The 26321-nt window shown below is 40.1% G+C and carries 28 protein-coding genes; all 28 read right to left on the minus strand.

Annotated elements, in window-relative coordinates:
* Window positions 1-75: 75 nt before the first annotated feature.
* Window positions 76-2148 (minus strand): flagellar filament capping protein FliD, encoded by a 2073-nt coding sequence (gene fliD, locus QQK09_RS02505; protein ID WP_284202535.1) that lies wholly within the window; start codon window positions 2146-2148, stop codon window positions 76-78.
* Window positions 2149-2245: 97 nt separating this feature from the next.
* Window positions 2246-2638, minus strand: coding sequence for a flagellar protein FlaG (locus QQK09_RS02510; protein ID WP_284202536.1), 393 nt, complete (start codon window positions 2636-2638; stop codon window positions 2246-2248).
* 108 nt (window positions 2639-2746) lie between these two features.
* Entirely contained in the window at window positions 2747-4450 is a 1704-nt protein-coding gene (locus tag QQK09_RS02515) for a flagellin N-terminal helical domain-containing protein (RefSeq protein ID WP_284202537.1), read from the minus strand.
* 443 nt (window positions 4451-4893) lie between these two features.
* Complete coding sequence (locus tag QQK09_RS02520) at window positions 4894-6594, minus strand: flagellin N-terminal helical domain-containing protein (protein WP_284202538.1); 1701 nt, start codon at window positions 6592-6594, stop codon at window positions 4894-4896.
* 480 nt (window positions 6595-7074) lie between these two features.
* On the minus strand, window positions 7075-7761 hold the full coding sequence (locus tag QQK09_RS02525; protein WP_284202539.1) for a MaoC family dehydratase: 687 nt from the start codon (window positions 7759-7761) through the stop codon (window positions 7075-7077).
* 18 nt (window positions 7762-7779) lie between these two features.
* Window positions 7780-8478, minus strand: a complete 699-nt coding sequence (pyrF, locus tag QQK09_RS02530) for an orotidine-5'-phosphate decarboxylase (RefSeq protein WP_284202540.1) — start codon at window positions 8476-8478, stop codon at window positions 7780-7782.
* 157 nt (window positions 8479-8635) lie between these two features.
* Entirely contained in the window at window positions 8636-9799 is a 1164-nt protein-coding gene (gene lapB / locus QQK09_RS02535; RefSeq protein WP_284202541.1) for a lipopolysaccharide assembly protein LapB, read from the minus strand.
* A gap of 6 nt (window positions 9800-9805) precedes the next feature.
* Complete coding sequence (locus tag QQK09_RS02540; protein WP_284202542.1) at window positions 9806-10093, minus strand: LapA family protein; 288 nt, start codon at window positions 10091-10093, stop codon at window positions 9806-9808.
* 138 nt (window positions 10094-10231) lie between these two features.
* Window positions 10232-10519 carry an integration host factor subunit beta gene (locus QQK09_RS02545; RefSeq protein WP_284202543.1) on the minus strand — a complete coding sequence of 96 codons (288 nt, stop codon included), beginning with the start codon at window positions 10517-10519 and terminating at the stop codon, window positions 10232-10234.
* 85 nt (window positions 10520-10604) lie between these two features.
* Window positions 10605-12275, minus strand: a complete 1671-nt coding sequence (gene rpsA, locus QQK09_RS02550) for a 30S ribosomal protein S1 (protein WP_284202544.1) — start codon at window positions 12273-12275, stop codon at window positions 10605-10607.
* A 104-nt stretch (window positions 12276-12379) separates the two neighbouring features.
* Window positions 12380-13057: a (d)CMP kinase gene (gene cmk, locus QQK09_RS02555; protein ID WP_284202545.1), complete on the minus strand. Its 678-nt coding sequence runs from the start codon at window positions 13055-13057 to the stop codon at window positions 12380-12382.
* Between the two features lie 18 nt (window positions 13058-13075).
* Window positions 13076-13867 (minus strand): MlaA family lipoprotein, encoded by a 792-nt coding sequence (locus tag QQK09_RS02560; protein ID WP_284202546.1) that lies wholly within the window; start codon window positions 13865-13867, stop codon window positions 13076-13078.
* A 21-nt stretch (window positions 13868-13888) separates the two neighbouring features.
* On the minus strand, window positions 13889-15208 hold the full coding sequence (ccmI, locus tag QQK09_RS02565; RefSeq protein ID WP_284202547.1) for a c-type cytochrome biogenesis protein CcmI: 1320 nt from the start codon (window positions 15206-15208) through the stop codon (window positions 13889-13891).
* Window positions 15205-15666, minus strand: coding sequence for a cytochrome c-type biogenesis protein (locus QQK09_RS02570; protein ID WP_284202548.1), 462 nt, complete (start codon window positions 15664-15666; stop codon window positions 15205-15207). Before QQK09_RS02570 ends, ccmI begins: the two co-directional genes overlap by 4 nt.
* 1 nt (window position 15667) lies before the next feature.
* Window positions 15668-16204, minus strand: coding sequence for a DsbE family thiol:disulfide interchange protein (locus QQK09_RS02575; RefSeq protein WP_284202549.1), 537 nt, complete (start codon window positions 16202-16204; stop codon window positions 15668-15670).
* The gene (locus tag QQK09_RS02580; protein WP_284202550.1) at window positions 16205-18157 is read right to left on the minus strand and encodes a heme lyase CcmF/NrfE family subunit; all 1953 of its coding nucleotides are present in this window, start codon (window positions 18155-18157) and stop codon (window positions 16205-16207) included.
* 11 nt (window positions 18158-18168) lie between these two features.
* The gene (ccmE, locus tag QQK09_RS02585) at window positions 18169-18636 is read right to left on the minus strand and encodes a cytochrome c maturation protein CcmE (protein ID WP_284202551.1); all 468 of its coding nucleotides are present in this window, start codon (window positions 18634-18636) and stop codon (window positions 18169-18171) included.
* Window positions 18633-18839, minus strand: a complete 207-nt coding sequence (gene ccmD / locus QQK09_RS02590; RefSeq protein WP_284202552.1) for a heme exporter protein CcmD — start codon at window positions 18837-18839, stop codon at window positions 18633-18635. Before ccmD ends, ccmE begins: the two co-directional genes overlap by 4 nt.
* Window position 18840: 1 nt before the next feature.
* Window positions 18841-19593 (minus strand): heme ABC transporter permease, encoded by a 753-nt coding sequence (locus QQK09_RS02595; protein ID WP_284202553.1) that lies wholly within the window; start codon window positions 19591-19593, stop codon window positions 18841-18843.
* A 34-nt stretch (window positions 19594-19627) separates the two neighbouring features.
* Window positions 19628-20296, minus strand: a complete 669-nt coding sequence (gene ccmB, locus QQK09_RS02600; RefSeq protein ID WP_284202554.1) for a heme exporter protein CcmB — start codon at window positions 20294-20296, stop codon at window positions 19628-19630.
* Entirely contained in the window at window positions 20289-20924 is a 636-nt protein-coding gene (gene ccmA / locus QQK09_RS02605; protein WP_284202555.1) for a cytochrome c biogenesis heme-transporting ATPase CcmA, read from the minus strand. The genes ccmB and ccmA overlap by 8 nt, the downstream gene beginning before the upstream one ends.
* 101 nt (window positions 20925-21025) lie before the next feature.
* Entirely contained in the window at window positions 21026-21418 is a 393-nt protein-coding gene (locus tag QQK09_RS02610; protein ID WP_284202556.1) for a DUF2802 domain-containing protein, read from the minus strand.
* Window positions 21419-21431: 13 nt separating this feature from the next.
* Window positions 21432-21920: a chemotaxis protein CheW gene (locus tag QQK09_RS02615; protein WP_284202557.1), complete on the minus strand. Its 489-nt coding sequence runs from the start codon at window positions 21918-21920 to the stop codon at window positions 21432-21434.
* Between the two features lie 73 nt (window positions 21921-21993).
* The gene (locus QQK09_RS02620; protein ID WP_284202558.1) at window positions 21994-22653 is read right to left on the minus strand and encodes a chemotaxis protein CheW; all 660 of its coding nucleotides are present in this window, start codon (window positions 22651-22653) and stop codon (window positions 21994-21996) included.
* Window positions 22653-23426 carry a ParA family protein gene (locus tag QQK09_RS02625; RefSeq protein ID WP_284202559.1) on the minus strand — a complete coding sequence of 258 codons (774 nt, stop codon included), beginning with the start codon at window positions 23424-23426 and terminating at the stop codon, window positions 22653-22655. Before QQK09_RS02625 ends, QQK09_RS02620 begins: the two co-directional genes overlap by 1 nt.
* A gap of 2 nt (window positions 23427-23428) precedes the next feature.
* Window positions 23429-24391, minus strand: coding sequence for a flagellar motor protein MotB (locus QQK09_RS02630; RefSeq protein ID WP_284202560.1), 963 nt, complete (start codon window positions 24389-24391; stop codon window positions 23429-23431).
* Window positions 24391-25143, minus strand: coding sequence for a flagellar motor protein (locus tag QQK09_RS02635; protein WP_284202561.1), 753 nt, complete (start codon window positions 25141-25143; stop codon window positions 24391-24393). The genes QQK09_RS02630 and QQK09_RS02635 overlap by 1 nt, the downstream gene beginning before the upstream one ends.
* Window positions 25136-26311, minus strand: a complete 1176-nt coding sequence (locus tag QQK09_RS02640) for a protein-glutamate methylesterase/protein-glutamine glutaminase (RefSeq protein ID WP_284202849.1) — start codon at window positions 26309-26311, stop codon at window positions 25136-25138. The genes QQK09_RS02635 and QQK09_RS02640 overlap by 8 nt, the downstream gene beginning before the upstream one ends.
* Window positions 26312-26321: the final 10 nt, after the last annotated feature.

Raw genomic sequence — 26321 nt, forward strand, 5'->3', positions numbered from 1 at the left:
CACGGCTGTAAAATATTTGTATTAAAAATTATAAATAATGAACTAACAAAGCAAATATTTACGCCTTAAGCCGTGTTAATTATCACGCGTATAACCAGGTAGTGCATCTAAAGTACTCTTCAAATATTCACGCGTACTATTTAAGTTTGAAACAGCCATATCCATCGCATTGAAGGATTTAAACAAGCGCGCTTCTAACTTATCCATACGGTAGTTTAAGGTTTCGAGTTTATCCTCTTCCGACCATATCTTTTTGTATAAAGAATCTACTTTTGAGTCGATCATGCCATCACTGGATTCTACATCACCAATTGAGTCGCTGATATTAAGATCGATAATACCATCGAGCACATTATTCATGATCTTAGTTAACCCTTCAGCATAGGTTACTTCACCACGAGGCCCTAATGCACCGCCTTCGATAAGCAACTTCATGCCCGTTGAATCGCCCTCTTCCGAAAGTAAATATTGTCCATCAGCGTAAGCAGGTTTGCCATCAATAGTACCGGCGGCATTAATACCATTAACTCCCCCTGACACATCAAACCCGAGATCAGATAAAAAATCACTATCTACTTGAGTAAATGCAACGGTAGATCTTTCTCCATATCGATTAGAATTAACCGTCAGGCTACCAAGATCATTAACAACACTTACCTTAATTTTATTTTCTACAAAGTTACTATCTGAGTTAATTTGTGACTGCATTTCGGTAGCAAGATCTTCAATCGAAGCGTAGCTTTTCTGCCTCAGGTTAATATCACCTGACAGATAGCCATCAACACGCATAGTAAAAGAATCATTGTCGTCATTAATGGTAAAAGGGAAGGTTAATCCACTAATGTCAGCACCTGTTAATGTGCCTTGTGTGGCAAGCTGTGTCACCTCTACAGGATAAGATCCAGGCTTCGTTAAGCTATTATTGCTGTCAAAACTAATTTGAGGATCAGTCGATCCCCCCGATGCAGTAAAAAACTCAGCAACACTAGGCATATCACTCTTTAATACCTCTGCAAATTTAGCGGCATCCAAGGTTAATGTTCCATCACGCTCAGTCAACATACCGAGATCAGAAAAACTACGAACGCTACCTTCGATATGGCTCACTTGGGTATTTAGCACTGAACGCATCTGCTCACGGATACTGCGGACGGTGGAGTCACCATTCAAAATACCGCCATCACTGCCTGTACCACCTGCGGCCGTTAATTCATTCATTTTACTAATAGTACTATTGTAGTTTTCAACAAACGCTTCTATTTGTTCTTGTACCTTTGTGGTGTCTTGATTAATTCTCAGCGTAACTTTTTTACCCACTTCTGTTTCGCCATATAGATTCAGCGTCACACCTTCAATCACATTAGTAACTTCATTGCTGCTGCTGCTAATATCGATACCATTCATATCAATCAATGCATCTTGAGCGGCTGCAGTTTGCTGTAAGCTTTTGTTCGTCTCACTGTAAGTAAAGCGAGAAAGGCCGACACCATCATCGACTAAACCACCATCCTCATCTGCAACCGTCATTTCAATGGCGCTTGTTTCCCCAGTCTCTTTACTGGTTAATACTAAGCGATAATTGGTACCATCATTAATAATCGAGGCAGACACACTATAGTTATTTTCTTTATCATTAATGGTATCACGCATTAATGTCAGCGAATTATTACTACTATCTATGGTTAAGCTTTCCACAGGCTTATTAGGGTCGACGGAAAAACTACCATCGACATCACTGTAACTTCCAAAACGAAAAGAGATCACGCCAGTACCGATAGGCTCGTTAACATCCTCTATATTATCTGCAGCAGAGGTTATTAATGTATGTGCTTGTGCGCGCTGTTTTACTTCAAACTCCCACGTTCCTGTTGCAGCTCCTATGCCTAAGGTTGCATCAAGTATTTCATCATCACTTGTTGAAGCGTTAGCCGCTGAAAATGTGGAGTTATAACCGAGATCGGAGTAGGAGGATTTAAACTCTGAGAGTTCACTATTAAGCATACCATAGGCTGAAATTTGGGCTGTCGCATCGGCTGATGCCTTCATTATTTTTGCGGTTGCGGGATCTTTTTCGGCGTTCACCATCGCGGTCACGATACCATTAATATCTAATCCTGACCCCATGCCAGTGGAAGTGATTGAAGACATTATAACTCCTGACTTAATTGCGAAAGTGAATTTTCAAAATAATGAACCGACATAAAACATGCAAAAATCAAGCCAAACAAGAAAAAATACCGAGTAATTAAACTTCAGTATCGAACAAGATACCAGCTACATCATCCATTTTTTTACGTAATACAACTAACTCTTCAGAAGGGATCTGACGAATAACCTCCTCGGTTTCACCATCTTTTACCGAGATAATCGCCTGCCCCAGTTCTTCATCGATAGTGAAAGAGAGATTACGTTGCATACTTTGCATAAAAGTATTCAACTCATCAATCACGTTATCAACCTCTTGCTCAGACGTTGCTTTTTGTTTTTCAGTTGCTTGCAATGCACTCATTTTCTCTAAAGCGCTGCTAGTTAGTGTTGCTGTTGACGCTTTATTGACACTTTTTACAGTTGCAGTCTCAGTCGTTAAACTACCGCCTGCAGATGTTAATATAGATGTTGAAACCGTTAAGTCAGACATATAACCTCCAATTTAATCTCTCTATTAAAAACAAAAAAAGCCCCCTATCAAAATAGGGAGCTGTTGTATCACTTTATTACTGGCATCCCAGACAATTTATCAAAGTACTTAACCAAGCATTGATAAAACACTTTGTGAAGAAGCATTTGCCTGTGAAAGCATTGACGTCCCCGCTTGTTGTAATATCTGCGCTTTACTCATTTTTGAACTTTCTGCAGCAAAGTCTGCATCTTGAATTCGAGAGTTAGAAGCCGATAAGTTTTGAGAAACATTTTCTAAGTTAGACACAGTAGAGCCTAAACGGTTTTGAATCGCACCAAGGTCAGCACGAGAATCAGAGATTTTACTTAATGCATCATCAATTTTATCAATCGCTGTGTTCGCACCGCTAGCCGTTGAAACATTAACGCCTAAAGAGTCGATCGATTTACCGCCCATTTCACTTTGCATGCCTAATTTAGTTAGTGCAGCTGTACGCCCTGCTTGTGTATCAGCACCCGATGAAATTTCAACACCGCGGCCATCTGCAGCAGAGAACTGGAAACCACCAGCAGCAGTACCAGACATCGTAACACCCGTTTCATCTGAATAGGTATTAACATGATCGATTAGTTCTTGATCTGTCGTATATGCAGCACCTTCGATATCAACACCATTGATTTGCAATTTATCTGTTGCTTCAATTGTTGTTGATGCTGTCGCTGCTGTTGCAACGCCACCAGTGATTGAACCTGCACCATTAGACTTCAAGAAACCCGCTTTTTCAGCCGCTGCACCAGTCACTGAGATAGGTTTATCATCAGCACTATCTAAAGCAACATAACCAGTAAATGTCGTGCTATCGGTCGCATGTGCAGTTACGCCACTAAAACCTGCAGCATCAAGATTTCCTTGGTCTGTACTACCAACAGTAATATCTTTACCTGTATCATTGGTTAGTAATAGTTCACCATCATCACCTAAAGATGCATTAACGCCGCTTACATCACGGTTAATTGTTTCAACAAGGTTATCCATTGAAGAAGTCGCACCTAGCGTCGTGCCGTTAACAGTTAAGCCGTCAGTAATACCTGTTACCGCAGTACCCGCAGCATCACCCTGAACAACATTGTATGCACTTGCACTTACACCTGTTTCAGATGTTTTCAAGTTAATAGCTTCAACTTTTGCACCCGCTTCATTGCCAGGTTGTACCGTTGTCGCGCCAATATCTACACCATTAATTAATAAATCGCCATCAGCAAGCGCAGTACCTGTAGCACGACCACCGTTTAACTCACCTTTGTTTAGATCGCCATTTAAGCCAAGATCATTAGTTGTTACACCTTGGATAGAAAAGCTTAATGATTCGCCTGAATTAGCACCAATTTGTAAGGTCGTTTCGCCAGAGCTACCATCTAACAGTTTGATGCCATTGAATTCTGTTGTTCCTGCGATACGGTCTAGCTCAGAGTGAAGTTGATCAACCTCTTTTTGGATTGCGCCACGGTTTTCTGCAGAGTTAGTATCATTCGATGATTGTACCGATAGTTCACGCATACGCTGTAGGATGTTGGTCATCTCATCCATTGCACCCTCAGCAGTTTGCGCCATTGATACACCATCGTTAGCATTACGAATACCTTGGTTGATACCTTTAATTTGTGACTGCATACCGGTAGAAATAGCAAGACCCGCTGCGTCATCTTTTGCGCTGTTAATACGTAAGCCAGAAGATAAACGTTCCATAGCTTGGTTACTTGTTGCTTGTGATTTGTTTAAATTACGTTGCGCATTTAGTGACATCACGTTTGTATTTACTACACCTACCATAATCTGCTCCTTGGTTTAATTTCTGACTTAAGTTAACTAAAACACTTAAGTATTTATTTAATTGGTTATGACTTATCTATCGACCGCTTAAAAAATAACTTTAATTTTTTTAACTATTTTCTATTCGGTTCATTTTCAAAACAGTCGATCTGCTGACTTAATAACTTTATCGACAGCAATAAAAATTACTTTAGGATTTATCATAAAAAAATTACAACGACTTGATGGGGCATCTTAGATAGTGAGGTTGATAAACAGAAAAGAGAGAAATGAAAGCTATAAATAAAACGAAAAAGGCAGCCGAGGCTGCCTTTCAATGGGTGGGAACTAAGGAGAAAATGAGAGTAAAAACCTACGAAACCTTCACCCATTTTACCTGCTTAAAGTGACCATAATTATCTAAGGCAATGTTTGCCTTTCTAATCGTGTTTAGTCAACTCACTTTATCCTTGTAGTAATGACAAGACGTTTTGTGTACTTGCATTGGCCTGCGATAACATCGAGGTACCAGCCTGTTGTAATATCTGTGCTTTACTCATCTTCGAGCTTTCAGCAGCAAAGTCTGCATCTTGAATACGAGAATTCGAAGATGCTAAGTTTTGTGATACATTTTCTAAGTTAGAGATAGTAGAACCTAAACGGTTTTGAATCGCACCCAAATTCGCACGAGAATCAGTAATCTTAGTTAATGCTTTATCAATGGCATCGATACTATTATTGGCACCCGCAGCAGTAGTAACGCTCAAGCCGACACTATCAACGACTTTGCCACCCATTTCACTTTGCATACCCAATTTAGACAATGCAGCATTACGTCCTGCCTGTGTTGGTGAAGATGATGATATTTCAACATCACGACCATCTTCCGCAGAAAACTGAAAACCACCGGCAGCGCTTCCCGACATGGTCACACCAGTATCGCCTGAATATGTATTGATATGGTCAATTAGCTCTTGATCTGTTGTGTAAGCAGCAGGCTCAATATCGACACCGTTTATTTGCAAATTATCCGTCGCACCAATCGTAGTTGCTGCACCAGCTGCAGTAGCGACACCGCTGGTAATAGAGCCCGCACCATTTGATTCTAAGAAACCAGCTCCACCAGGTGCATTACCTGACACAGCGATCGGCGCATCATCAGCGCTATCTAACGCGATATAACCCGTAAATGTTCCGCCAGCACCACCTGTCGTTACGCCACTAAAACCCGCAGCATTTAAATCTGTTTGTGCACCATCAATGGTGATGTCTTTACCACCTTCATTAGTAAGGAGTAGTTCACCATCATTACCCACAGAGGCTGTGATACCAGTTACATCACGATTGATACTTTCAACTAAGTTATCCATAGAAGAGGTAGCACCTAGCGTCGTACCGTTAACCACTAATCCGTTGGTAATACCAGTAACGGCTGTACTGCCCGCATCACCTTGTACCATGTTATAGGCAGTTGCACTCACACCCGTTTCTGCTGTTTTTAAATTAATCGCATCAACCATTGCACCTGCTTCATCGCCAGGTTTTGCAGCAACAGTGCCAATATCTGTACCGTTTACTAATAGATCCCCTGCGGTTGTGCCTGCAGTGCCAACACGGCCGCCGTTTAAGTCGGCTTTATTAAGGTTACCATTCAGGCCAAGATCAGAAGTGGTCACGCCGGCAATGCTAAAGCTTAAACTTTCGCCTGAATTAGCACCAATTTGTAACGTAGTTTCGCCTGAACTCCCGTCTAATAAATTGGTCCCATTAAATTGTGTTGTTGTCGCAATACGATCTAACTCGGTATAAAGTTGATCAACCTCTTTTTGGATCGATACTCTGTTTGATGCTGAGTTAGTATCATTCGAGGATTGAACAGAAAGTTCACGCATACGCTGGAGGATGTTCGTCATCTCATCCATTGAACCTTCTGCAGTTTGTGCCATAGAGATACCATCATTTGCATTACGTACAGCCTGATTGATACCTTTAATTTGTGACTGCATACCAGTCGATATCGCCAAACCTGCAGCATCATCTTTTGCGCTGTTAATACGCAAGCCTGAAGACAAACGCTCCATTGCTTGGTTTTGGGTTAGTTGGCTTTTATTTAGTTGGCGCTGTGCATTTAGCGACATAATATTAGTGTTAATAATCTGTGCCATTGTTGGCTCCTTGGTTTCTTTCTATCCCATGCGGGAAAAATCGGCAACCTTGTACGTTTTGCCGTCAATTTTTACTCTCAAGGGTTACAATGCGAGTTTTATGCCAACTTTTAAAAAATATTATTTGGATACAATTTTAATGATGAATAAAATAAGAACAGAGGATAAAAAACATTAAAAAAAATAAAAAACAATTTATTTTCAGTTAGTTAACTGTTTCATAGAATTCTTTTTATTACAGGAAAATTATGCATTAGTGGCTAGATATTAATGTTTATAACGTAGAAATAGGTGTAAACAGTAGGTTTATTATAAAAAGAGAAGGTGGCAAAGATGACCTTTTATGCGCTTATTGCCGTTAATCATTGCCAATAAACACATAAAATTAAAGACAGGAAATAGTTTCCTACTTTATAGGACAGATTAAATGAAGATCTTTGTCAGCGTCAAAAGATCAGCACTTAAAATAGATGGTTAAAATTAAAAGTACACACGTACAACAGATACAGCAACACAGCCGGGGCGGCGTGTGTTTTTTATCTCAACGGAGATCTCTTTCTCGATCTCAAGACCGCGCTTGATCGGGGTAACCTTAATTAATCGACTATGCGCACGTATGACACTGCCCGTCTTTACTGGGTAAGGGAAACGTACTTGGTTTAAGCCATAGTTCACCGTCATTTTTGCGTCGGGATAAAGGGGCTTATCTGGATTAACGCTATCTGTTAATCGTGGTAATAGTGATAGCGTTAAAAAACCGTGTGCAATCGTGGTTTTAAAAGGTGACTCTTTTTCCGCTTTTTCAACATCATTATGTAACCACTGACGATCTTCAGTCACTTCGGCAAACTGATCGATACGATCTTGGTCGACGGTTAACCAGTCACCAACATGCACCTCTTCACCAATTTGCAACTGTAGTGTTAAAAAAAGTTCTCTTGCATCGGGCGAAAGTTGTATTGGCTTTTGCGCAATATTAACGGTTTTACCATCTTTAAGGATCGAGTACTCTTTTACCCAAGAACGTAACTGTGCGCGATTGTTATTTGCTTTTTTGATAAACAGCGAATAATAATCACGGATAGTAGGTGACATCCACGGGGTAAAATCGACCGCGAATTTTTCCATAAATTCCGCTTTATATTTATTGATATCAAATCTTTTCATTCAATTGTTCCAGCAAACTTATAACGTTGCATTTATCTCTGTTAATACTTGCGCAGGGTTTTCCGCTTGTGTAATCGGACGTCCAATTACTAAGTAGTCTGAACCTGAATCCATCGCTTGTTTAGGGGTTTTAATACGACGTTGATCACCGCTATCGCTACCTTCTGGGCGAATCCCTGGTGTAATCAATTTAAACTCTTTACCTAATAATGCTTTAAGTTCAGTTGCTTCGTGGGATGAACAAACAACACCATCAAGCCCTGAAGATTTGGTTAAGGTAGCTAGGCGCTTCACCTGCTCTAATGGTGAAAGTTCAATACCTAGCTCTAATAGGTCACTCTCATCCATGCTAGTTAGTACCGTCACCGCAATTAATAATGGTGCTTTGTCACCATAAGGCTCCAGAATTCCCTTTGCAGCTTCCATCATACGACGACCACCACTTGCATGGACATTGACCATCCACACACCTAAATCAGCGGCAGCTTTAACGGCTTTAGCCACCGTATTAGGGATATCATGGAATTTTAGATCTAAAAAAACATCAAAATCTTTAGCAACAATCTGTTTTACGAAATCAGGACCAAAATGAGTAAACATCTCTTTACCAATTTTTAAGCGACACGTTGCAGGATCAAGCTGATTTATAAAATCTAATGCGCTTTGTTTATTATCGTAATCTAACGCAATCACAACTTTTGGATCTAACTGATTCATCTTTTTTCCTAATTATCTAATATTTACTTATTAACCATTAACCATTAACTCAAGGCAAGCCTATTTAATGCAAATTGAAGGCGAAAATGCGCAGTTTAGTCATTTAAATAAGTACTTTCAATGAGCAGGTTACTTTAAATAGCAACATCATGAAATATTACTCACCATCTAAACCACGAATAGGTTTTATCCTTCCCCAATTTCGGCAAGAAGGACATAACCAAAATAGTTTGTTACTTGAATAACCACATTTTTGACAACGATAATGTGGGCGTAATTTTATCTGCTCAGCGACTAATTTTTGCAGAAATGACAGACTTTCTACCTCACTTTCTGACTCAGAGAGAGTAAGGTGATAACTCATCAATTGATTAAAGCCTTTCATCGTTGGGTTACGTCGTAACTCTTGCAACATGAAAACCTGTGCTTTTTCTATACTACGAAACTCTGCGATCAATTTTGAGAGTAATATAACGCTACTCGCACCAGCACCTAAACTGATAATTCGGTAAAGATAAGTAATCAGCTCTTCTTCCCGTCCAAGCTGCTGATGTAACAGTAATAGTTTATCGAGTATTATCTCACTAAAATCAATATCCACCTCGGGGATTTTTTGCAATACCACGAGTGCTTTATCAAGCTGATTATGTCGTTGATAATAATCACTTAATGCTAAGCTCGCCTTTACACAACCGGGAAAGGTTTCTAATGCTTTTTTATACAGCTTCACCTGCTGTTTCTCATCTTCAGACTCTAGCGCTAAACTACAATATAAATAGGAGAGTGTACGTCGCTTTATTTTCCCTTTACCAATTTTATTTAATGCTTCTGTTACACTAACCGCTTCTTTCCAATCTTTTAACTGCTGATAAATATTCAGTAAATTCTCTAAAGCAACCTGCTTATATTCTGGTGATTGCTTGAGTTGTATAAAAATCTCTTCACTGCGATCAAACAGACCTGCTTGGTAGAAATCTTTACCTAGCTGTAATAGGGCGAGATCACGCTGTTCGCGTGTTAATGATGGACGCGCAATTAAATTTTGGTGAATGCGAATAGAGCGTTCTACTTCTCCGCGTTGACGAAATAAGTTACCTAACGCTAAATGAGTTTCGATGGTTTCATTATCAACCTCTAGCAAGGCAATAAAATGGTCAACCGCTTTATCAGGTTGATCACTTAATAGAAAATTTAACCCTTTTACGTAATCACGACTGAGCTTATTGTCTTTTTTTTGCTTCTTTTGATGGACACTACGCACGCCCATATACCAGCCATAAAAGGCTGCTACGGGTAATAGGAGGAAGAATATCTCTTGCACTAAGAGCTAATCTTTTTCTGGTGTTGAGCGTAATAAATTTAGCTCTTTACGCTGTTTTTTATTGAGCTTGCGTAGATGACGCGTTTTCATGCCCAAACGAAAATAGAAAAGTGTGCCAAAACAACCTGAAATGATAAACCCAAACATGAAATTAATTGCCAACAAGGTTGATAGGCGCATTTCGCTTTGTGCAAGTAAGTAGTTAATATTTACCAACTGCTGATTTTTCAAACCTAAAATGATCGCAATAGCGAACAGTAAAATGATAACAACGAGTGTAATAAAACGTTTCATATTTCAACTCAATAGGTAATGGATGGTTTACTAAGTGTATTATAAATTGGTCAGGTAATAAATCTGCGATTTAACTTTAGGTAAAAAATAGGCAAAAAAAATGGTGCTTTATAAGCACCATTTTAAATGTGTTATGCATTAAGCATTAACGGCATTAACTCGCTCTCTCAACTCTTTGCCAGGTTTAAAGTGCGGAACATGCTTGCCACCTAATTCGACTTTATCTCCTGTCTTAGGATTACGTCCGATACGTGGTGCGCGATAATGTAATGAGAAACTACCAAAACCTCTAACTTCAATTCGCTCACCTTGAGCAAGTGAATCAGTCATTAGTTGCAGCGATTCCTTTACGCTATCTTCTACTTCTTTAATTGACAATTGAAAGTGCTTGCTGGTTAGTCTTTCAATTAAATCAGACTTAGTCATATTCTACCTCATTTAAAAATTAACGAATGCAGTAAGTATAGACTCCAGTTAAGAAAAGTGGGCGAAAAAAGCCCACTTCAATTAATTATTTGCCTTTAGCTGCATTAAATGCGTCAAGCATCGCATTACCCATGCTTGCTTCATCTTGTTCTTTTAAGCTATCAATTGCTTCTTTCTCTTCAGCTTCATCTTTCGCTTTAACAGAAAGGCTAATTACGCGGTTTTTACGATCAACACCAACATATTTAGCTTCAATTGAATCACCAGCTTTAAGTACAGTAGATGCATCTTCGATACGATCACGTGAAATATCAGCAACACGAATGTAACCTTCAACGCCATCAGCAAGAGTTACAACAGCACCTTTTGCATCAGATTCTGCGATAGTACCAACAACAACAGCACCTTTCTTGTTTTCTGCAAGGTAGTTATTGAATGGGTCAGCAGCAATTTGTTTGATACCTAGAGAGATACGTTCACGCTCTGGGTCAACTTGTAGTACAACAGCTTCGATTTCGTCGCCTTTTTTGTACTCTTGAACTGCTTTCTCGCCTTCAACATCCCAGCTGATATCAGAAAGATGTACTAGACCATCGATGTTACCGTCAAGACCGATGAAGATACCGAAGTCAGTAATAGACTTGATTTTACCAGAAACTTTCTGGCCTTTATCGTGTGTTGAAGAGAACTCTTCCCATGGGTTAGCTTTACACTGTTTAAGACCTAGAGAAATACGACGACGTTCTTCGTCGATGTCTAGAACCATAACTTCAGCCATGTCACCTAAGTTAACAACTTTAGATGGGTGGATGTTTTTGTTAGTCCAATCCATTTCAGAAACGTGAACAAGACCTTCAACGCCTTCTTCAATTTCTACGAAACAACCGTAATCAGTTAAGTTAGTTACTTTACCAGTTAAACGAGTTGATTCAGGGTAACGCTTAGCGATTGCTACCCATGGATCTTCACCAAGTTGCTTAAGACCTAGAGAAACACGAGTGCGCTCACGATCGTACTTAAGAACTTTAACGTTGATTTCATCACCAACATTTACGATTTCACTTGGGTGCTTAACGCGTTTCCAAGCCATATCAGTAATATGTAATAGACCGTCAACACCACCTAGATCTACGAATGCACCGTAGTCAGTTAGGTTCTTAACGATACCTTTAACGTCTTGACCTTCTTGAAGATTTTCAAGTAGCTCTTCACGTTCAGCACTGTTTTCAGTTTCGATAACAGCACGACGAGATACAACAACGTTGTTACGTTTTTGATCAAGTTTGATCACTTTGAATTCAATATCTTTGTTTTCAAGGTGAGCAGTGTCACGTACCGGACGTACGTCAACTAATGAGCCAGGTAAGAATGCACGAATACCGTTTAATTCAACAGTGAAACCACCTTTAACTTTACCGTTGATAACACCGATAACTGTTTCTTGGTCTTCGTATGCTTTCTCAAGCTGGATCCAAGCTTCGTGACGTTTAGCTTTTTCACGAGAAAGTTTAGTTTCACCGAAACCGTCCTCTACCGCGTCTAACGCTACGTCTACAACATCGCCAACAACAACTTCAATTTCGCCAGCAGCGTTCTTAAATTCAGCAACGTCAATAGCAGCTTCAGATTTAAGACCAGCATCAACGAATACTAGGTTGTTACGGATTCCAACAATTGTACCTTTAACAATTGTACCAGGGCGAGTTTCTACCTGTTGAAGAGATTCTTCAAATAGTTCAGCAAAAGATTCCATCATCTATTTATTCACACTTATTTTATACAACCCATCACAATCCATTCGCGAGGGAGGCAAGAAAAATTATCATTTCATCCATAAAATGATATATAAAAAGCAGTAAATTATTTCACTGCCAAATTTAATTTAAGCTTAACTAAATCAACAACTTGACTAACAACTTCATCAATAGTTAATGAGGTCGAATCGATCTCTATAGCGTCACTTGCTGGCTTTAATGGCGCAACAGTGCGATTTCGATCACGAAAATCACGTTCTTTGATTTCGCTTAAAATTTGCGCGATGCTAACATCAAAACCTTTATTTTGCAACTGATTAAAACGGCGCTGTGCTCGCTCTTCGGCACTTGCATCTAAAAATACTTTAATCGGCGCATCAGGAAAAACCACGGTTCCCATGTCGCGACCGTCAGCAATTAACCCAGGCTCTTGGTAAAATGCTTTTTGTCGCTCCAGCAATGCATCACGTACGACTTGAATGGATGCGACCTTTGAAGCCGACTCAGCCACTACTTCGGTACGCAATTTATCGCCAACATTCTCACCATTGAGTATGGTATCAACTCCAGCTCCATTAGAGATAAATGCAACCTTTAAATTCAACGCGAGTTCAGCTAGTTGCAGATCATTGTCTAGAGCAACTTTCTCTTGTAACGCAGCATAGGCCAAAATACGGTATAACGCGCCGCTATCTAAGAGGTTCCAGCCTAATTTACTCGCCAATATATGACAAACAGTGCCTTTTCCTGAGCCACTTGGGCCATCAATTGTAATTATATTCATACTTAGTTATCTAATCCTCTAATCAATCTCATCCATAAACGCATCGAGGTCCTGCTCTTGGTCGAATGATTGTTGTTGCTGCTCCTCGATAAGCAGATTTAAATCTTCACTATTTTGATAAAATTTAAAAGCTTCATATTGCATATAAGCTTCTTTGGCAAAAATGTAAGGGTCTAGCGATTGATCTAATAGTTTCTCTTGTCCCAACACGCTTTCACGTTTATCTATTCCATCTAATCCCCATAGCGCAGTACTTTGCCAAAAACTAAGGTAGCTCATTGGGAAATATAACCCATCAACAACGCCACCGACGAGTTTCCTCACGCTTCGCGGACCTATCACCGGCAACATTAAATATGCACCATGTGGAATATGCCAATGCCCAAGCACATTACTAAATGTTTCTCGTCGTCGAGGCACACCACCATGCTCAGCGACATCAAAAAAACCCAATAGTCCAAAGGTGGAATTAAGAGAAAACCGGACAAAAGCGCCTGCCGCATGTTTAAACTCTAATTGAATTAAATTATTTACCATCGTTGATGGTTCATCAAAATTTAAAACAAAATTATTTATTGCCTTTCGTCCGCCATCAGGAATCCAATCAACATACGTCTCAGTAACTGGCTTATAGATATAGGCATCAAGAACAAGATAGTTAAAATCCCAGATGACACGGTTTATAGGCTCGATAGGATCACTCATATGAGTTTGATACTCATAATCTCCATTAACCGTTTGTGCTGAAGCCATTATTGGCATCATTACCAAACATACAAATAATGGTAATCGTAGAACTCCTTTTCCCATTATGCCCCCTCGATTTTACCCTTAAAGCTGCTCACTAATAACAATATTTATCGGTGTGAGTTGTCCAGCTTCGATTACCGTACTCGTACCTTGCCAATCCCCTTCTTTATTCATGACATTACCGCTTTTAGAAAGTCGAGCTTTAATAACAAACTCACTCTGGTCACTTAGCTTCATGCCCTGCATCATCGCATTAGCGTCTGATATTTGCGTTGAAACAGGCAACGTCGTTAATGCAAATTTCACTGCAGCAATCGGCATTTTAGGGCCAGAAACAGCTTGTGCATAAACGATTAAAAAACCAGACTCAGGAACTAATACCGCATCAGAAATGGAAATGTTCACCGTATAGATCGGCTTACCCGCTTCATCTAGGGTAGCACTTTCTAATGTTTTCTGAGTTGATTGTTGCACTGTTGGTAGCGATGAATTAGATGTACTCATCGCATCACTATCTTGAGATTGCATTTGGGTATTCGCATAATCAATGCTATCGCGCAGCATTCCCGCTTGTTCTGAATCACTATCAACCAAGGTTAACATCTGCGTCCAGCGTTGAATCGCAGCGGAGAAATCTTGTTTTTCAAGTGCCATAAACGCATACATTGACCAAGCCTGAAGCTCTGTAGGGTTATCAGCAAGCAATTGAGCTAACATCATTTCCGCTTGTTGCTGCGAATACTCATCTCCTTTTTGCATCTTTAATTGTGCATAAACAAGTACCACATCAACTGACTCTGGTGTTAATGCATAGGCTTTTTTGATCGCATCTAATGCCAACTCAGTATCTTTAAATACCATACCTAAACGACTGTATAACAGCCATCCATCAGCATCATTTGCATCATTAGCAAGCTGCGTGCGTAACCCTAACATAATATCACGCAAATCCTGTTCCGTTGGACGCGCATCAGGATCATTAAACAGTTTGTCTTGAAGTGCTGGGTAGCGATGTAGCGTATTTTGCCAGTTATTTACCTCTTGGTAAGCACCAACAGACCAGTACATTGCTATTGACCCTAAGGTCAGTACCAATAACCCAGGTAACCAGATTAACTTACTTTTATTGCCCACCGACGCTACTTGTTGATCGTTAATATCGTCTAATAAATTATGTTGCAGCTCATTGATGATTTTATCTTTATCAATCAATAACCCCTGTTCATCATCCTTTTCAATTTCAGCTACTCGTACATCATATAGTGCACGATTCAACTGATTACGCTTATCATGACTACTGCTTTTAGTATTATTTTTAGCGCCTAAAAAGGGGATTAAAAATATTACAGATGCAATAATAAGTAACAAAATGGCGCCAAGCCAAAATTGTAAAATCATCATTTATCTCCCTGTTTTAGTATTTTTTGTAAGCGATTAGTCTCTTCACTGTCAAGTTGATCCTCTTTTTTACTTTTATTCTTAGCCTGTTTATATAACACCAAGAATCCAAAAATAATAAATAATAGAGGGCCTAACCATAGGAAGATGGTCGCCGGGGTCATCGGCGGGTCATAACGCACAAAATTACCAAAACGCGCAACCATGTAATCAACGACCTCATCTTCCGTTTTACCTTCTTTAACCAACTCATAGGTTTTATTACGTAGATCTTTAGCAAGCTCTGCATTGGAATCAGAAATATTTTGATTTTGACACTTTGGACAACGTAATACTTTGGTTAAGTCATGGAACGTTTGTTCCTGTTTAACATTGTCAAATTCAAAAGTATCGATAGCGCTAGCAATGGCAGGTGTAAAAGCGCTAAAAAGTAAAAAAAACGCGACGATTAATTTTCTCATTTTATTGCATCCCATCGAAGAGCTCAGCAAGTTGCTCTTTCCATATACGTTCATTCAAATCACCTACATGGCGATATTGGATAATACCTTTACTATCGATAAAGTAAGTTTCAGGTGCACCATAAACGCCAAGATCCATGCCCAGCATGCCATCACGATCGAAGAGGCTGATTTGGTAAGGGTCGTTAAGATCCGTTAACCAACGAATCGCCTTTTTGCGATCATCCTTATAATTCATACCAACGATATACATTCCTTGAGCCGCTAATTGGTTAAGAAATTTATGCTCGGCATAACAGGTCGGACACCAAGTAGCCCAGACGTTAAGCAACATCTTTTGCCCCTTAAAAATAGACGCATCATGTTGTTTATTTTCATCATAAATATCCTGCAAGATGAATTCAGGTACTGGTTGCCCAATTAATGCTGAATCGAGCTTACGAGGATCGCTGTATAAACCTTTAAAAAGGAAGATACAGCCAACAAAAAAGATCGCCAATGGCACCAATAAAACGAGTCTTTTGCGATTATTAGCCATTTATGCCTCCTCTTTAACCAGTTTTTTAACTCGGTAACGTCTATCCATCATCATAATGATGCCTGCAAATCCCATCATTAATGGACCAAACCAGATCCAACGAATGAATGGTTTGTAATAGATGCGTACTGCCCATGCACCATCGGGTAATACTTCGCCCATTGCGATATAAAGATCACGAGTGAAACCGGCATCGATAGCCGCTTCCGTCATCGGCATGCGCTGCACGGTATAGATACGCTTTTCTGATTTCATGGTCGTAACATATTTACCATCTTTTTTAATGGTAAAAACACCTGCATTACTCGTATAGTTTTGACCATCCATATTTTGGATTGAATCAAAGTGGAAATCATAATGTTCAAAAGCAATACTGTCCCCTACCGCTAACTTAACATCGCGTTCAATATCGTAGTTTTGGGTCATGGTAATACCGATAATCATGACCGCAAAACCTGCATGACCAATACTCATCGCCCAATGGCTATTGCCGAGCTTAGTTAACCCTTTAAACAGAGAGAAACGGTGTGTAGCACGTAGGTATAACTCATAACAAGTTGCCGACAATACCCAGAATCCTAAGAATACGCCCATCAAAGCAAGCCATGTAAAATGCGACGCAAAGCTATAAAGAAACACTAAGGTAAGTACAACAGTGATCAATAATGAATGTAACAATGGTTTAAATAACTCATTGATGCTTTGACGTTTCCAGCGCACTAGTGGTGCAACACCTAAAAACAGCGCAAAGGGCACCACCAATATAGTAAACATACTATTAAAGAAGGGTTCGCCAATAGAGATGCTGCCTAAGCCAATCTCTTTATGTACGAGGGGCAATAACGTCCCTAATAACACCACAATCAATGCCGCGATTAAGAGGATATTATTGGTAAGTAGCATCGTTTCACGTGATAATAATTGGAAACGTCCACGACTTTTCACTTTAGATGCTTGCACAGCATAAAGTAGTAATGACCCACCAATCACCAAAATTAGAAACGCTAAAATAAACAAGCCACGCGCCGGATCACTCGCAAAAGCATGTACCGATACTAAAATCCCAGATCGTACTAAGAAAGTACCTAGCAGGCTTAATGAGAACGCACTGATCGCAAGCAACACAGTCCATGACTTAAATACACCACGTTTTTCACTCACAGCTAAGGAATGAATCAGCGCTGTACCCGCTATCCAAGGCATAAATGAAGCATTTTCAACGGGATCCCAGAACCACCAACCACCCCAGCCTAATTCATAATAAGCCCACCAGCTACCTAGTGCGATACCGACAGTCAGAAATACCCAAGCAGCCATGGTCCAAGGACGAGACCACTTTGCCCAAGCACTGTCTAAGCGCCCTTCCATTAAGGCTGCGATAGCAAAAGCAAAAGCCACTGAAAAACCTACATACCCCATGTACAACATCGGTGGATGCAATATCAGACCAATATCCTGCAGCAGCGGGTTCAGATCGCGGCCATCAACGGGAAAGTAAGGTAAAGTACGTAAAAATGGATTAGAGGTTAATAATACAAACAGATAAAAACCGAGTGATAACAAGCCTAATACAGCCAGTACACGGGCAATCGACTCAACGGGAAGGCGTTTACTTAATATAGCAACCGCAGTGCTCCATAATGAGAGTAAGAATACCCATAGTAATAGCGAACCTTCATGTGCTCCCCATACCGCTGATAAGCGATAATACCAAGGTAATGCACTATTGGAATTGGTGGCAATATAACCCACGGTAAAATCATTTACCAAAAAAAGGTAGCTTAAAATAATTAACGACAAACTAACAAAAAAGAATTGTAAAATAGTTAATACTTTAGCGGATTCGATAGCACGCTGTTCGCGTGCATAGATACCGTATAAAGGGTAAACGGTTTGTAGCAACGCCAACATACAGGCGATGACCAGTGTAAATTGACCAATTTCAGCAAGCATTAATCTACCCTCTATGGTTTATTTGATTTTAAGTGGTCCATGCCTTCAAGCGCTTCCGCAACTTCAGGCGGCATATACTCTTCATCATGTTTAGCAAGCACTTCAAAGGCATCTATTTGCGTTGCGGTTAATAATTCACCCTGCGCAACAATGCCTTGTCCTTCACGAAATAGATCCGGCAAAATACCATCAAAGAAGACTGTTACGATACCACCACGGTTATCGATCAGATCAAAGCTCACTTTGAGGCTTTCAGGATCACGGCTTACCGTGCCATTGACTACCATGCCACCCACGCGGAGTCGTTGTCCGATCTCTGGTTTAACACCGGTTTCATTCTTACCTTCGATGATCTCCGTTGGGGTATAAAACAGATCAATATTTTGCTGCAGAGCAAAAAGCACCAAACCAATCGCCAGTGATAAACCAACCACTAATGAAGAGGTGATTAATAAACGTTTTTTACGTCTCGGGTTCATAAAGTACCTTCCATATTTTGTGCTTTTTTAATGCGTTGTTCGCGAGATAAACGTTGTTCAACGTTTTTAAGAATTTTATTTTTTTTAGCAATACTATTAACGACTAAGATGATCAACGCTAAAAAAGTTAATCCGTAGGATAACCACACATAAAACCCATAACCGCCCATTGCGATGAAATCACTGATTGATTCGAATGCCATGTTACTTTTCTCCGCTTAATTTATCTGTCACTAATGCACTTACCCAAGGTCGATGGCTCTCACGAGCTAATATCTCATTTCTAAAACGTAATAAGCTTACCGACCCTAAAAAAGCTGCAAAACCAACAATCATAATCATCAGTGGCCATAACATCTCTGGTGCCATTGAAGGTTTATCAAATTTCATGATCGTTGCACCTTGATGCAAGGTATTCCACCAAACCACTGAATAGTGAATAACCGGTAAGTTGATCACCCCCACTAAAGTCAATATTGAAGCAGCACGTCCCGCTAATACTTTATCGGAAAACGCATTATATAACGCGATAATACCTAAATAGACAAACAACAAAATCAGTTCAGAAGTCAGGCGTGCATCCCAGACCCACCAAGCGCCCCACATCGGTTTCCCCCAAGCAGCACCAGTAACAAGTGCGATAAAGGTAAACACGGCACCTACTGGCGCAATAGCAGCGATATTCATCTCGGCTAAACGAATCTGCCACACTAACGCGATAAAAGCGGCAATCGCCATTGTTGAGTAGGCTGCCATCGCCATCATCGCAGCAGGCACATGAATATAGATAATGCGGAAGCTATCCCCTTGCTGATAATCAGCCGGAGCGAATAATAGCCCCCATACTAAACCCACTACAAAGGTGATCACGGTGACGACAACAAACCAAGGTAATAACTTGCCAGCTAGTTGATAGCTTTTTTCCGGCTTTGCATAGGGATGTAACCATTTCCACATAATAAAATAACTCTCTGTCTAAAATTAAATAAACTCAGCTCACGCTAACACGCAGTGAAGCTGCAATCGCGAAAGGGGCTAAGGTAATTGATGTAACTAACATTGCACCTAACAGTGCTAACAAGCCGAGATAGGATTGCCCATAAGCAGCCGCATCAATAGCTAACGTTGAAAAGATTAAAATAGGAATACTTAATGGCAACATAATTAAGCTTAATAATATTCCGCCTTTACGCAAACCAACAGTCAATGCAACACCAATAGCCCCCAGTAAACTTAAGATTGGCGTACCAATTAACAAAGTTAAAAACAATGCAAAATAAGTGTTTGTCTCCATCGATAAAAAAATAGCCAATAACGGAGAAATAAATAAAATCGGTAATCCGGTTAATAACCAATGTGCAAATACTTTAGCACTTACTAACCACGCAAGAGGATGTGGCATCAACATTAGTTGCTCAAGTGAGCCGTCGATAAAGTCATCTTTAAATAATCGCTCAAAAGAGAGCAATGCCGCAAGCAAGGCTGCGACCCAGATAACACCGGGTGCAATGCGTGCTAATAGTATTGGGTCAGTGCCAATACCAAGAGGGAATAGGGTAACAACAATAATAAAAAACCATACTGGATTTAAGATATCACTTTGTCGCCTAAAAGCACCTTTAAGCTCTTTACTGACTACTTGCAAAAAGACCTTAAACATAAAAATTATCCTGTGGCTTTTCTAAGATAATTTTAGAGAGATGCTTCTTATCGAGTGAGAGGTCTTGATGGGTGGTTAACAAAACGATCCCCCCCTGTGCAGCATGCTGCAGAAATAGGTTCTCTAATACTTTCACACCAGACTTATCAATTGCAGTAAAAGGTTCATCGAGGATCCATAATGGACAATCATTTAACCATAAGCGAGCGAGAGCGACACGACGTTGCTGACCCGCTGAAAGTTGCGCCGTGATGATATCTTCATATCCCGCTAACCCTACTTTTGCCAATATCTCCCAGAGATCTAAATTTTTATGGCTAGGTTGCAATTTTTGAAAGAATTGTAAATTTTCGAGCGCGGTTAACTCAGGTTTAATACCGGTTTTATGGCCGAGATAAAGTAGTTTCTGATAAAAATGTTCACGATCATCTGTGATAGGTGTATCTTGCCAAAAGATGTCTCCCTGATAGGGTAACGACAATCCAATAACAAGTCGAAAAAGACTGGTTTTTCCAACGCCATTAGGACCTTCTACTTGTACTATTTCACCTGGTTTTATTACAAAACTGAGATCTTTGAATAAAACGCGATCCTCTCGCACACAGGTTAATTTTTCACAGCGAAGCATCCAGGCTACCTAATCAAAAAGTTCAAATAAACGGGCATATTAAGACACCGCATCCTAACTTATCTCTGCAGATAAAGATAGGATGGTGATAAACGCTATCATTATTTTTTGTGTAAGTTGATCAATAACTCAGCTTCTGCGCGTGGAAGTTCACATTCAGCCATTAACTCATCAATCGAGGCACCCAATTCAACCATTTTAGCCGCACGAGTATATAACCGATTTTCTGGTGCTTGAGCGACAATATTTTGCTGGTTTTCTTGAGTTTTTATTATTTTAGATTCTAACTGTTGGATCTTCTTACCCATGCCAATACTGCCTGAGTGAAGTTCCACAAATTGCTGTTTAAAGAGTTCATTATTGGCCATAACAGACTTTAATAGTATCTCTAAAGCATTATTTTTTTTCGCTAGTTTTTTAATCCACAGGTAGCTAGTGATAAAAAAAACAAAGGCTAACACAAGTGTTAGCCATGGTAGATATTGTAAATACATTGTTCACTCTATTTTATAGTAGGCTTAACTCATCCCACTCATCATCACTGAGTAACTTATTTAAATCAACCAAAATAAGCAGACCATCATCACGATTAGTGACACCTTGTATAAACTGAGAACTCTCTTCCGTTCCAACATGTGGTGCAACTTCCATCTCAGATTTCTTCAGGTAAACAACTTCTGCCACGCTATCAACCAGAATGCCAATCACTTGTTTTTCAGCTTCGATAATAACAATGCGACTGTTATCAGTGATATCAGCAGGCATTAAGCCAAAACGTGATCGTGTATCGATAACAGTGACAACATTACCACGCAGGTTAATGATGCCTAAAACATAATCAGGTGCACCAGGTACCGCTGCAATTTCGCTGTAACGCAAGATCTCTTGAACTTGCATCACATTAATTCCATAGGTTTCATTTTCTAACTGAAACGTTACCCGTTGGAAAACTTCATCATCTGAGCCATTTTCTGAGCCATGTGTATCTCTATTCATATTATTCCCTATCGAATATGTTGTATTAATCGTTTTATGTTAATTGTTACTTGCTAATGTTTGTTTCTCACTGCTATTTACCGTGTATATTTATACCACTATTCAACAGCTTAACTAACTCTTCTACATGGATAAGCCCGCACATTTTATCTTTTACCATGCCCGCAAGCCAAGGTCGTTTCCCTTGTGCTTCTCGCCACTTTATTTGCGATCGAGTTAACGTTTCTGTGCCTAACAGCTTCTCGCAGGATAACCCCCACTTCGTTGCGCCCAATAATATATAGTGGCTATAACTTAGTGTTTCAGCTGACTCGCCAGTACTGATCCATTTAGCAGTATCAACAATATTAAACAGCGAGTCATTATGCGTCATCACACCAGAAAACCAGTCGGGTTTACCAAACAGTGAATTAATTGAATCATCAAGGTGATGAATTCCACCTAAGTCGGTTAAAGGTACTGCAAACGTGAGACCTGATAGTTCAAAAAAAAGCACCTGAAATTGTTCCTCCACATCAATATTCTTCCATGCTGCCGATGCTTTTTCTGGCACGGCTTCTGGCTCAATTTCAGGTTCAGGTTCAGGTTCAGAGAAAACTAAATTTTCAGGTAAACCAGAAACATTCACCGCTAATGTTTTAGGCGTTGTCTCTTCGATAACCTCTGTTGACGCTTTTTCATTTAACATCGAACTAAAGTAGTTCGCTATCGCTTCGTCGTTATGGTTTTTCATTAATAAGGCTCTATTTGTAACAGGTAATTAAGTAGTGTTTCATAAGCAAAGGCGCCGCGACAATTACGTGCAAATAATGAAACAGGCAGATGTTTGATGCTCGCATCTCGAAATTTAGTATCAATAGGAATAACACCGCTCCATACTGTTGTTTTATAAGTCGCCTTTAATTGCTGTAGCGTATCCAATGATGCACGTGTTCGCCTATCAAACATGGTAGGAATAATACAGTAGTTAAAATTTGAATCGCGTGATTGTTGCATTATCTGCAGGGTTTTCACCATTCGCTCTAGCCCTTTTGAGGCTAAAAACTCAGTTTGTACCGGTACAAGAATCTTACTACACGCGGCTAAGGCGTTAACCATCATCACCCCTAAAACAGGCGGACAATCGATCAGGACAACATCATAGTCATCCTCCACTAGCTTGAGCTGTTTTTTTAAAAAAAGCCCCATTCCTTCTTTATTACCGAGTACACGATCCAATGTTGCTAACGCCATCGATGCAGGTATTAAAGAAAGGTTATTTATCTCCGTCGGCAAGATCACTTGATCTAAGTCTGCCTTTGTTTGCGCAGGTTGCTGAAAAAGATCATACAAACTGACGGGTAGCTGGTCAGAGTCATATTGCAGATAACTGGTCAATGATGCATGCGGATCCGTGTCAATTAACAGAACACGAAAGCCTCTTTCCACTAACAAACCCGCTAATGAAATAACGGTGGTTGTTTTACCTACACCACCTTTTTGATTTGCTACTGTCCAGACTAACAACGCTATTCCTGCCTTGTGGTAATAATTAATCGATCATTGGGTAAGTAAACTTCGCGCATCTCTTTACTATCGGCCGAGATGCTATTCAGTTGAGTTTTATTATCAGATTGTAGTGATTTATCTTGTGGTAATTTCCGGTTTCTCTTTGCAACTGCAAGTTGAGACGCTGATATGGCAATAACAGCACGTCGACTTTTTAGCAGTTCAACATCATTGTTATCATTTAAAATCGGAGAAAAACGTCCGTAAGCCTCAGCAATCATCCTCGGTTCTTTAATTCCTTGTTCGCTCAAGGCGTGTAAAACACTAAAGGCACGCATTCCGGAGAGCTCCCAGTTTGAGCGATAGATTTCATTGGCGACTATTTCATGGTCACTATAGCCGCGAATACGCAGTAAGTTATTTACCGGTGCCAATACTTGCGCTATTTTTTTTACCACGTCACCAGAAGAGTTTAATAAGGTGTGGCTGCCACCAGCAAAGAGAATATCGCCTCCCATTTCAATCGTTAACCAGTCGCCATTTAGGTCTAACTCAATACGATGGTTATCCAATTCAGTAACAAATAGTTTTTCTAGCGCTAATTTAATCTGTTTTAAACCATCCTCCTGTTGGGGAGATTCAATCTCTTGCTGCAATGTTTCTATTTCTGATGGGTGCATCTTTTCTTGAATTGGCGTGCGCTGCGAAAGTAACGCAGGACCTGCATCCTCAATAAGACTATTACTATTATGGGTTAATACCCCTTCCATATTACTACTGAGTAGCGACTGATTCAGTAATTTACTGGCATTTTGAATACTTAACATCACCTCTTTATATTGCTCTTTATCGTTTGCAGCAACCGCATATAAAACCACGAAAACGGCAAACATTAACGTCATAAAATCAGCAAAAGAGACTGTCCAGCGATGAATATCATTGCCTTTCTGCATCTGCATTCTTGAGCGTGGACGAACGCGCATTAATAGGAAGCTCGATCGATATAAGCGTGTAAACGGCGTTTGAGTAACAAGCTATTATCACCATATGCAATCGATAACAGTCCGATTAACGTCATCTCTTTATAGAGTGCGATATATTGATAATGAAGACGAATTTTATTGGCAATCGGTAGGTAGATAAAGTTAGCAAAACCGACACCATAAATGGTCGCAAGAAATGCAACCGCAATGCCAGCACCTAATTTTTCTGGTTGGTCTAAATAACTCATCGCTTGTATTAAGCCAAGCACCGCACCAATAATACCGATAGTTGGGCTATAACCTCCCATCGATTCATATATCTGCGCACTGCGTTCATTATGCTCACTCTCAAGGTCAATATCCTGTTGTAGCACGTCTTGCAATACTATCTGATCACTGCCATCAATCAGCATTGATAACCCTTTTTGAGTGAAGGGGTCTAAGCGTTGATCAGTTAGTTGCTCTAGGCTAAGTAAGCCATGCTGACGAGAGTGCTGTGACCATGCCTGTATTTTTAATGACTGCTCACGTAAGGATAATTTAGGCGTCGTAAATATTTTAGGTAAAAGCTTAAGTGCATGTAATAGCTGTTTAGAAGATGTTTGTATAAAAATAGCACCAACCGTGCCACCAAATACGATAAGAAAAGCGGGCAGATCAAACAACCCCGCTATTGATGAACCATGGTAGCTTTGTGCAAATAGGATACTAATAATAATGATGGCAAAACCAAGCAACCCCAGCTTATTCATGCTTTAATTCCACTAAAATACGCTTAGCAACTTGATCAAGTGCTAACGATTCGGTTGCAATTCCCGCTTTAGTGACCGCTTGCGGCATACCATATACAACACAACTCGCTTCATCTTGTGCCCAAATTTCAGCACCTTTTTCTTTCAACATACGCGCACCTTCACGACCATCAGCGCCCATGCCGGTTAACACCACCGCTAAAACTTTTTTCCCATACAATTTAGATAACGAAGCAAAAGTGATATCCACACTAGGTTTATAATTAAGCTTTTCACTGCCTGCATGAAGACGAACTTTTCCATGCCCAGCGCGACCATCGACCAACATCTGTTGTCCACCTGGCGCTAAATAAGCACATCCTGGTTTTAAAATATCACCATCACTTGCCTCTTTAACACTAATCTGACAAAGACCATTTAGACGATCAGCAAACGCCTTGGTAAAGGTTCCCGGCATATGTTGAATCAACAAGATAGGCAGTTTGAAATCACGAGGAAGAGCAGATAAGACCGTCTGCAGTGCAACAGGACCGCCTGTTGAGGTGCCGATGGCAAGTACATCATAGTTCTTACCAGAAGCTTTAAAAAACTTATTTGTACTTGAGGCGGTAATCGGCTTTCTTGTCACCGGACGCGCAGCAACCGCTTCTCTCGTACTATTTGCAGGTGTCGCTAAATTATGCTCATTCAGTTTTTTTAGTGCCGAAAGTGCAGGCTTCGCTTTAACAGGCACCTCTCTGTTACTGAATTTGGGGAAAGCGCGTGCGACTCTTCGTGATGCGATAGCTTGAATGCGCTGCTGTAATAGCTTAATCGCTTCCTCTTTATCGCGTGCAATGTCTTCAAACTTTTTAGGTAAGAAATCACTTGCCCCTGCTTCAAGTGCATCTAACGTTGCACTTGCGCCTTGATGGGTTAATGAGGAAAACATTAAAATTGGCAATGGATTTGTTGCCATGATGTGCTTCACCGCAGTGATGCCATCCATCACAGGCATCTCAATATCCATGGTAACAACATCAGGTTTTAGCTTCGCAACCAGTTCAATTGCTTCCTGACCATTGTTGGCGGTACCAATAACTTCTAATGCAGGCGATTTATTAATTATTTCACTGACACGACGTCTGAAAAAACTTGAATCATCAACAACTAATACTTTTATCGCCATCTCATTCCCT

The sequence above is a fragment of the Psychromonas marina genome, assembly GCF_030161115.1.
Classification (GTDB): domain Bacteria; phylum Pseudomonadota; class Gammaproteobacteria; order Enterobacterales; family Psychromonadaceae; genus Psychromonas; species Psychromonas marina.

Excerpts from the sequence above, each read along its gene's own strand:
- QQK09_RS02580 (WP_284202550.1), bottom strand. The coding sequence starts at position 18,157 with ATGCTTGCTGAAATTGGTCAATTTACACTGGTCATCGCCTGTATGTTG.
- QQK09_RS02640 (WP_284202849.1), bottom strand. The coding sequence starts at position 26,311 with ATGGCGATAAAAGTATTAGTTGTTGATGATTCAAGTTTTTTCAGACGT.
- QQK09_RS02520 (WP_284202538.1), bottom strand. The coding sequence starts at position 6,594 with ATGGCACAGATTATTAACACTAATATTATGTCGCTAAATGCACAGCGC.
- ccmE (WP_284202551.1), bottom strand. The coding sequence starts at position 18,636 with ATGAACCCGAGACGTAAAAAACGTTTATTAATCACCTCTTCATTAGTG.
- ccmI (WP_284202547.1), bottom strand. The coding sequence starts at position 15,208 with ATGATGATTTTACAATTTTGGCTTGGCGCCATTTTGTTACTTATTATT.
- QQK09_RS02610 (WP_284202556.1), bottom strand. The coding sequence starts at position 21,418 with ATGTATTTACAATATCTACCATGGCTAACACTTGTGTTAGCCTTTGTT.
- QQK09_RS02560 (WP_284202546.1), bottom strand. The coding sequence starts at position 13,867 with ATGGGAAAAGGAGTTCTACGATTACCATTATTTGTATGTTTGGTAATG.
- QQK09_RS02570 (WP_284202548.1), bottom strand. The coding sequence starts at position 15,666 with ATGAGAAAATTAATCGTCGCGTTTTTTTTACTTTTTAGCGCTTTTACA.
- QQK09_RS02630 (WP_284202560.1), bottom strand. The coding sequence starts at position 24,391 with ATGCGCGTTCGTCCACGCTCAAGAATGCAGATGCAGAAAGGCAATGAT.
- rpsA (WP_284202544.1), bottom strand. The coding sequence starts at position 12,275 with ATGATGGAATCTTTTGCTGAACTATTTGAAGAATCTCTTCAACAGGTA.
- ccmD (WP_284202552.1), bottom strand. The coding sequence starts at position 18,839 with ATGGCATTCGAATCAATCAGTGATTTCATCGCAATGGGCGGTTATGGG.
- cmk (WP_284202545.1), bottom strand. The coding sequence starts at position 13,057 with ATGAATATAATTACAATTGATGGCCCAAGTGGCTCAGGAAAAGGCACT.
- QQK09_RS02615 (WP_284202557.1), bottom strand. The coding sequence starts at position 21,920 with ATGAATAGAGATACACATGGCTCAGAAAATGGCTCAGATGATGAAGTT.
- fliD (WP_284202535.1), bottom strand. The coding sequence starts at position 2,148 with ATGTCTTCAATCACTTCCACTGGCATGGGGTCAGGATTAGATATTAAT.
- ccmB (WP_284202554.1), bottom strand. The coding sequence starts at position 20,296 with ATGTTTAAGGTCTTTTTGCAAGTAGTCAGTAAAGAGCTTAAAGGTGCT.
- QQK09_RS02525 (WP_284202539.1), bottom strand. The coding sequence starts at position 7,761 with ATGAAAAGATTTGATATCAATAAATATAAAGCGGAATTTATGGAAAAA.
- ccmA (WP_284202555.1), bottom strand. The coding sequence starts at position 20,924 with ATGCTTCGCTGTGAAAAATTAACCTGTGTGCGAGAGGATCGCGTTTTA.
- QQK09_RS02510 (WP_284202536.1), bottom strand. The coding sequence starts at position 2,638 with ATGTCTGACTTAACGGTTTCAACATCTATATTAACATCTGCAGGCGGT.
- QQK09_RS02515 (WP_284202537.1), bottom strand. The coding sequence starts at position 4,450 with ATGGTAGGTGTAGTAAATACAAACGTGATGTCACTAAATGCGCAACGT.
- QQK09_RS02575 (WP_284202549.1), bottom strand. The coding sequence starts at position 16,204 with ATGGCTAATAATCGCAAAAGACTCGTTTTATTGGTGCCATTGGCGATC.
- QQK09_RS02540 (WP_284202542.1), bottom strand. The coding sequence starts at position 10,093 with ATGAAACGTTTTATTACACTCGTTGTTATCATTTTACTGTTCGCTATT.
- QQK09_RS02635 (WP_284202561.1), bottom strand. The coding sequence starts at position 25,143 with ATGAATAAGCTGGGGTTGCTTGGTTTTGCCATCATTATTATTAGTATC.
- pyrF (WP_284202540.1), bottom strand. The coding sequence starts at position 8,478 with ATGAATCAGTTAGATCCAAAAGTTGTGATTGCGTTAGATTACGATAAT.
- QQK09_RS02545 (WP_284202543.1), bottom strand. The coding sequence starts at position 10,519 with ATGACTAAGTCTGATTTAATTGAAAGACTAACCAGCAAGCACTTTCAA.
- QQK09_RS02620 (WP_284202558.1), bottom strand. The coding sequence starts at position 22,653 with ATGAAAAACCATAACGACGAAGCGATAGCGAACTACTTTAGTTCGATG.
- QQK09_RS02595 (WP_284202553.1), bottom strand. The coding sequence starts at position 19,593 with ATGTGGAAATGGTTACATCCCTATGCAAAGCCGGAAAAAAGCTATCAA.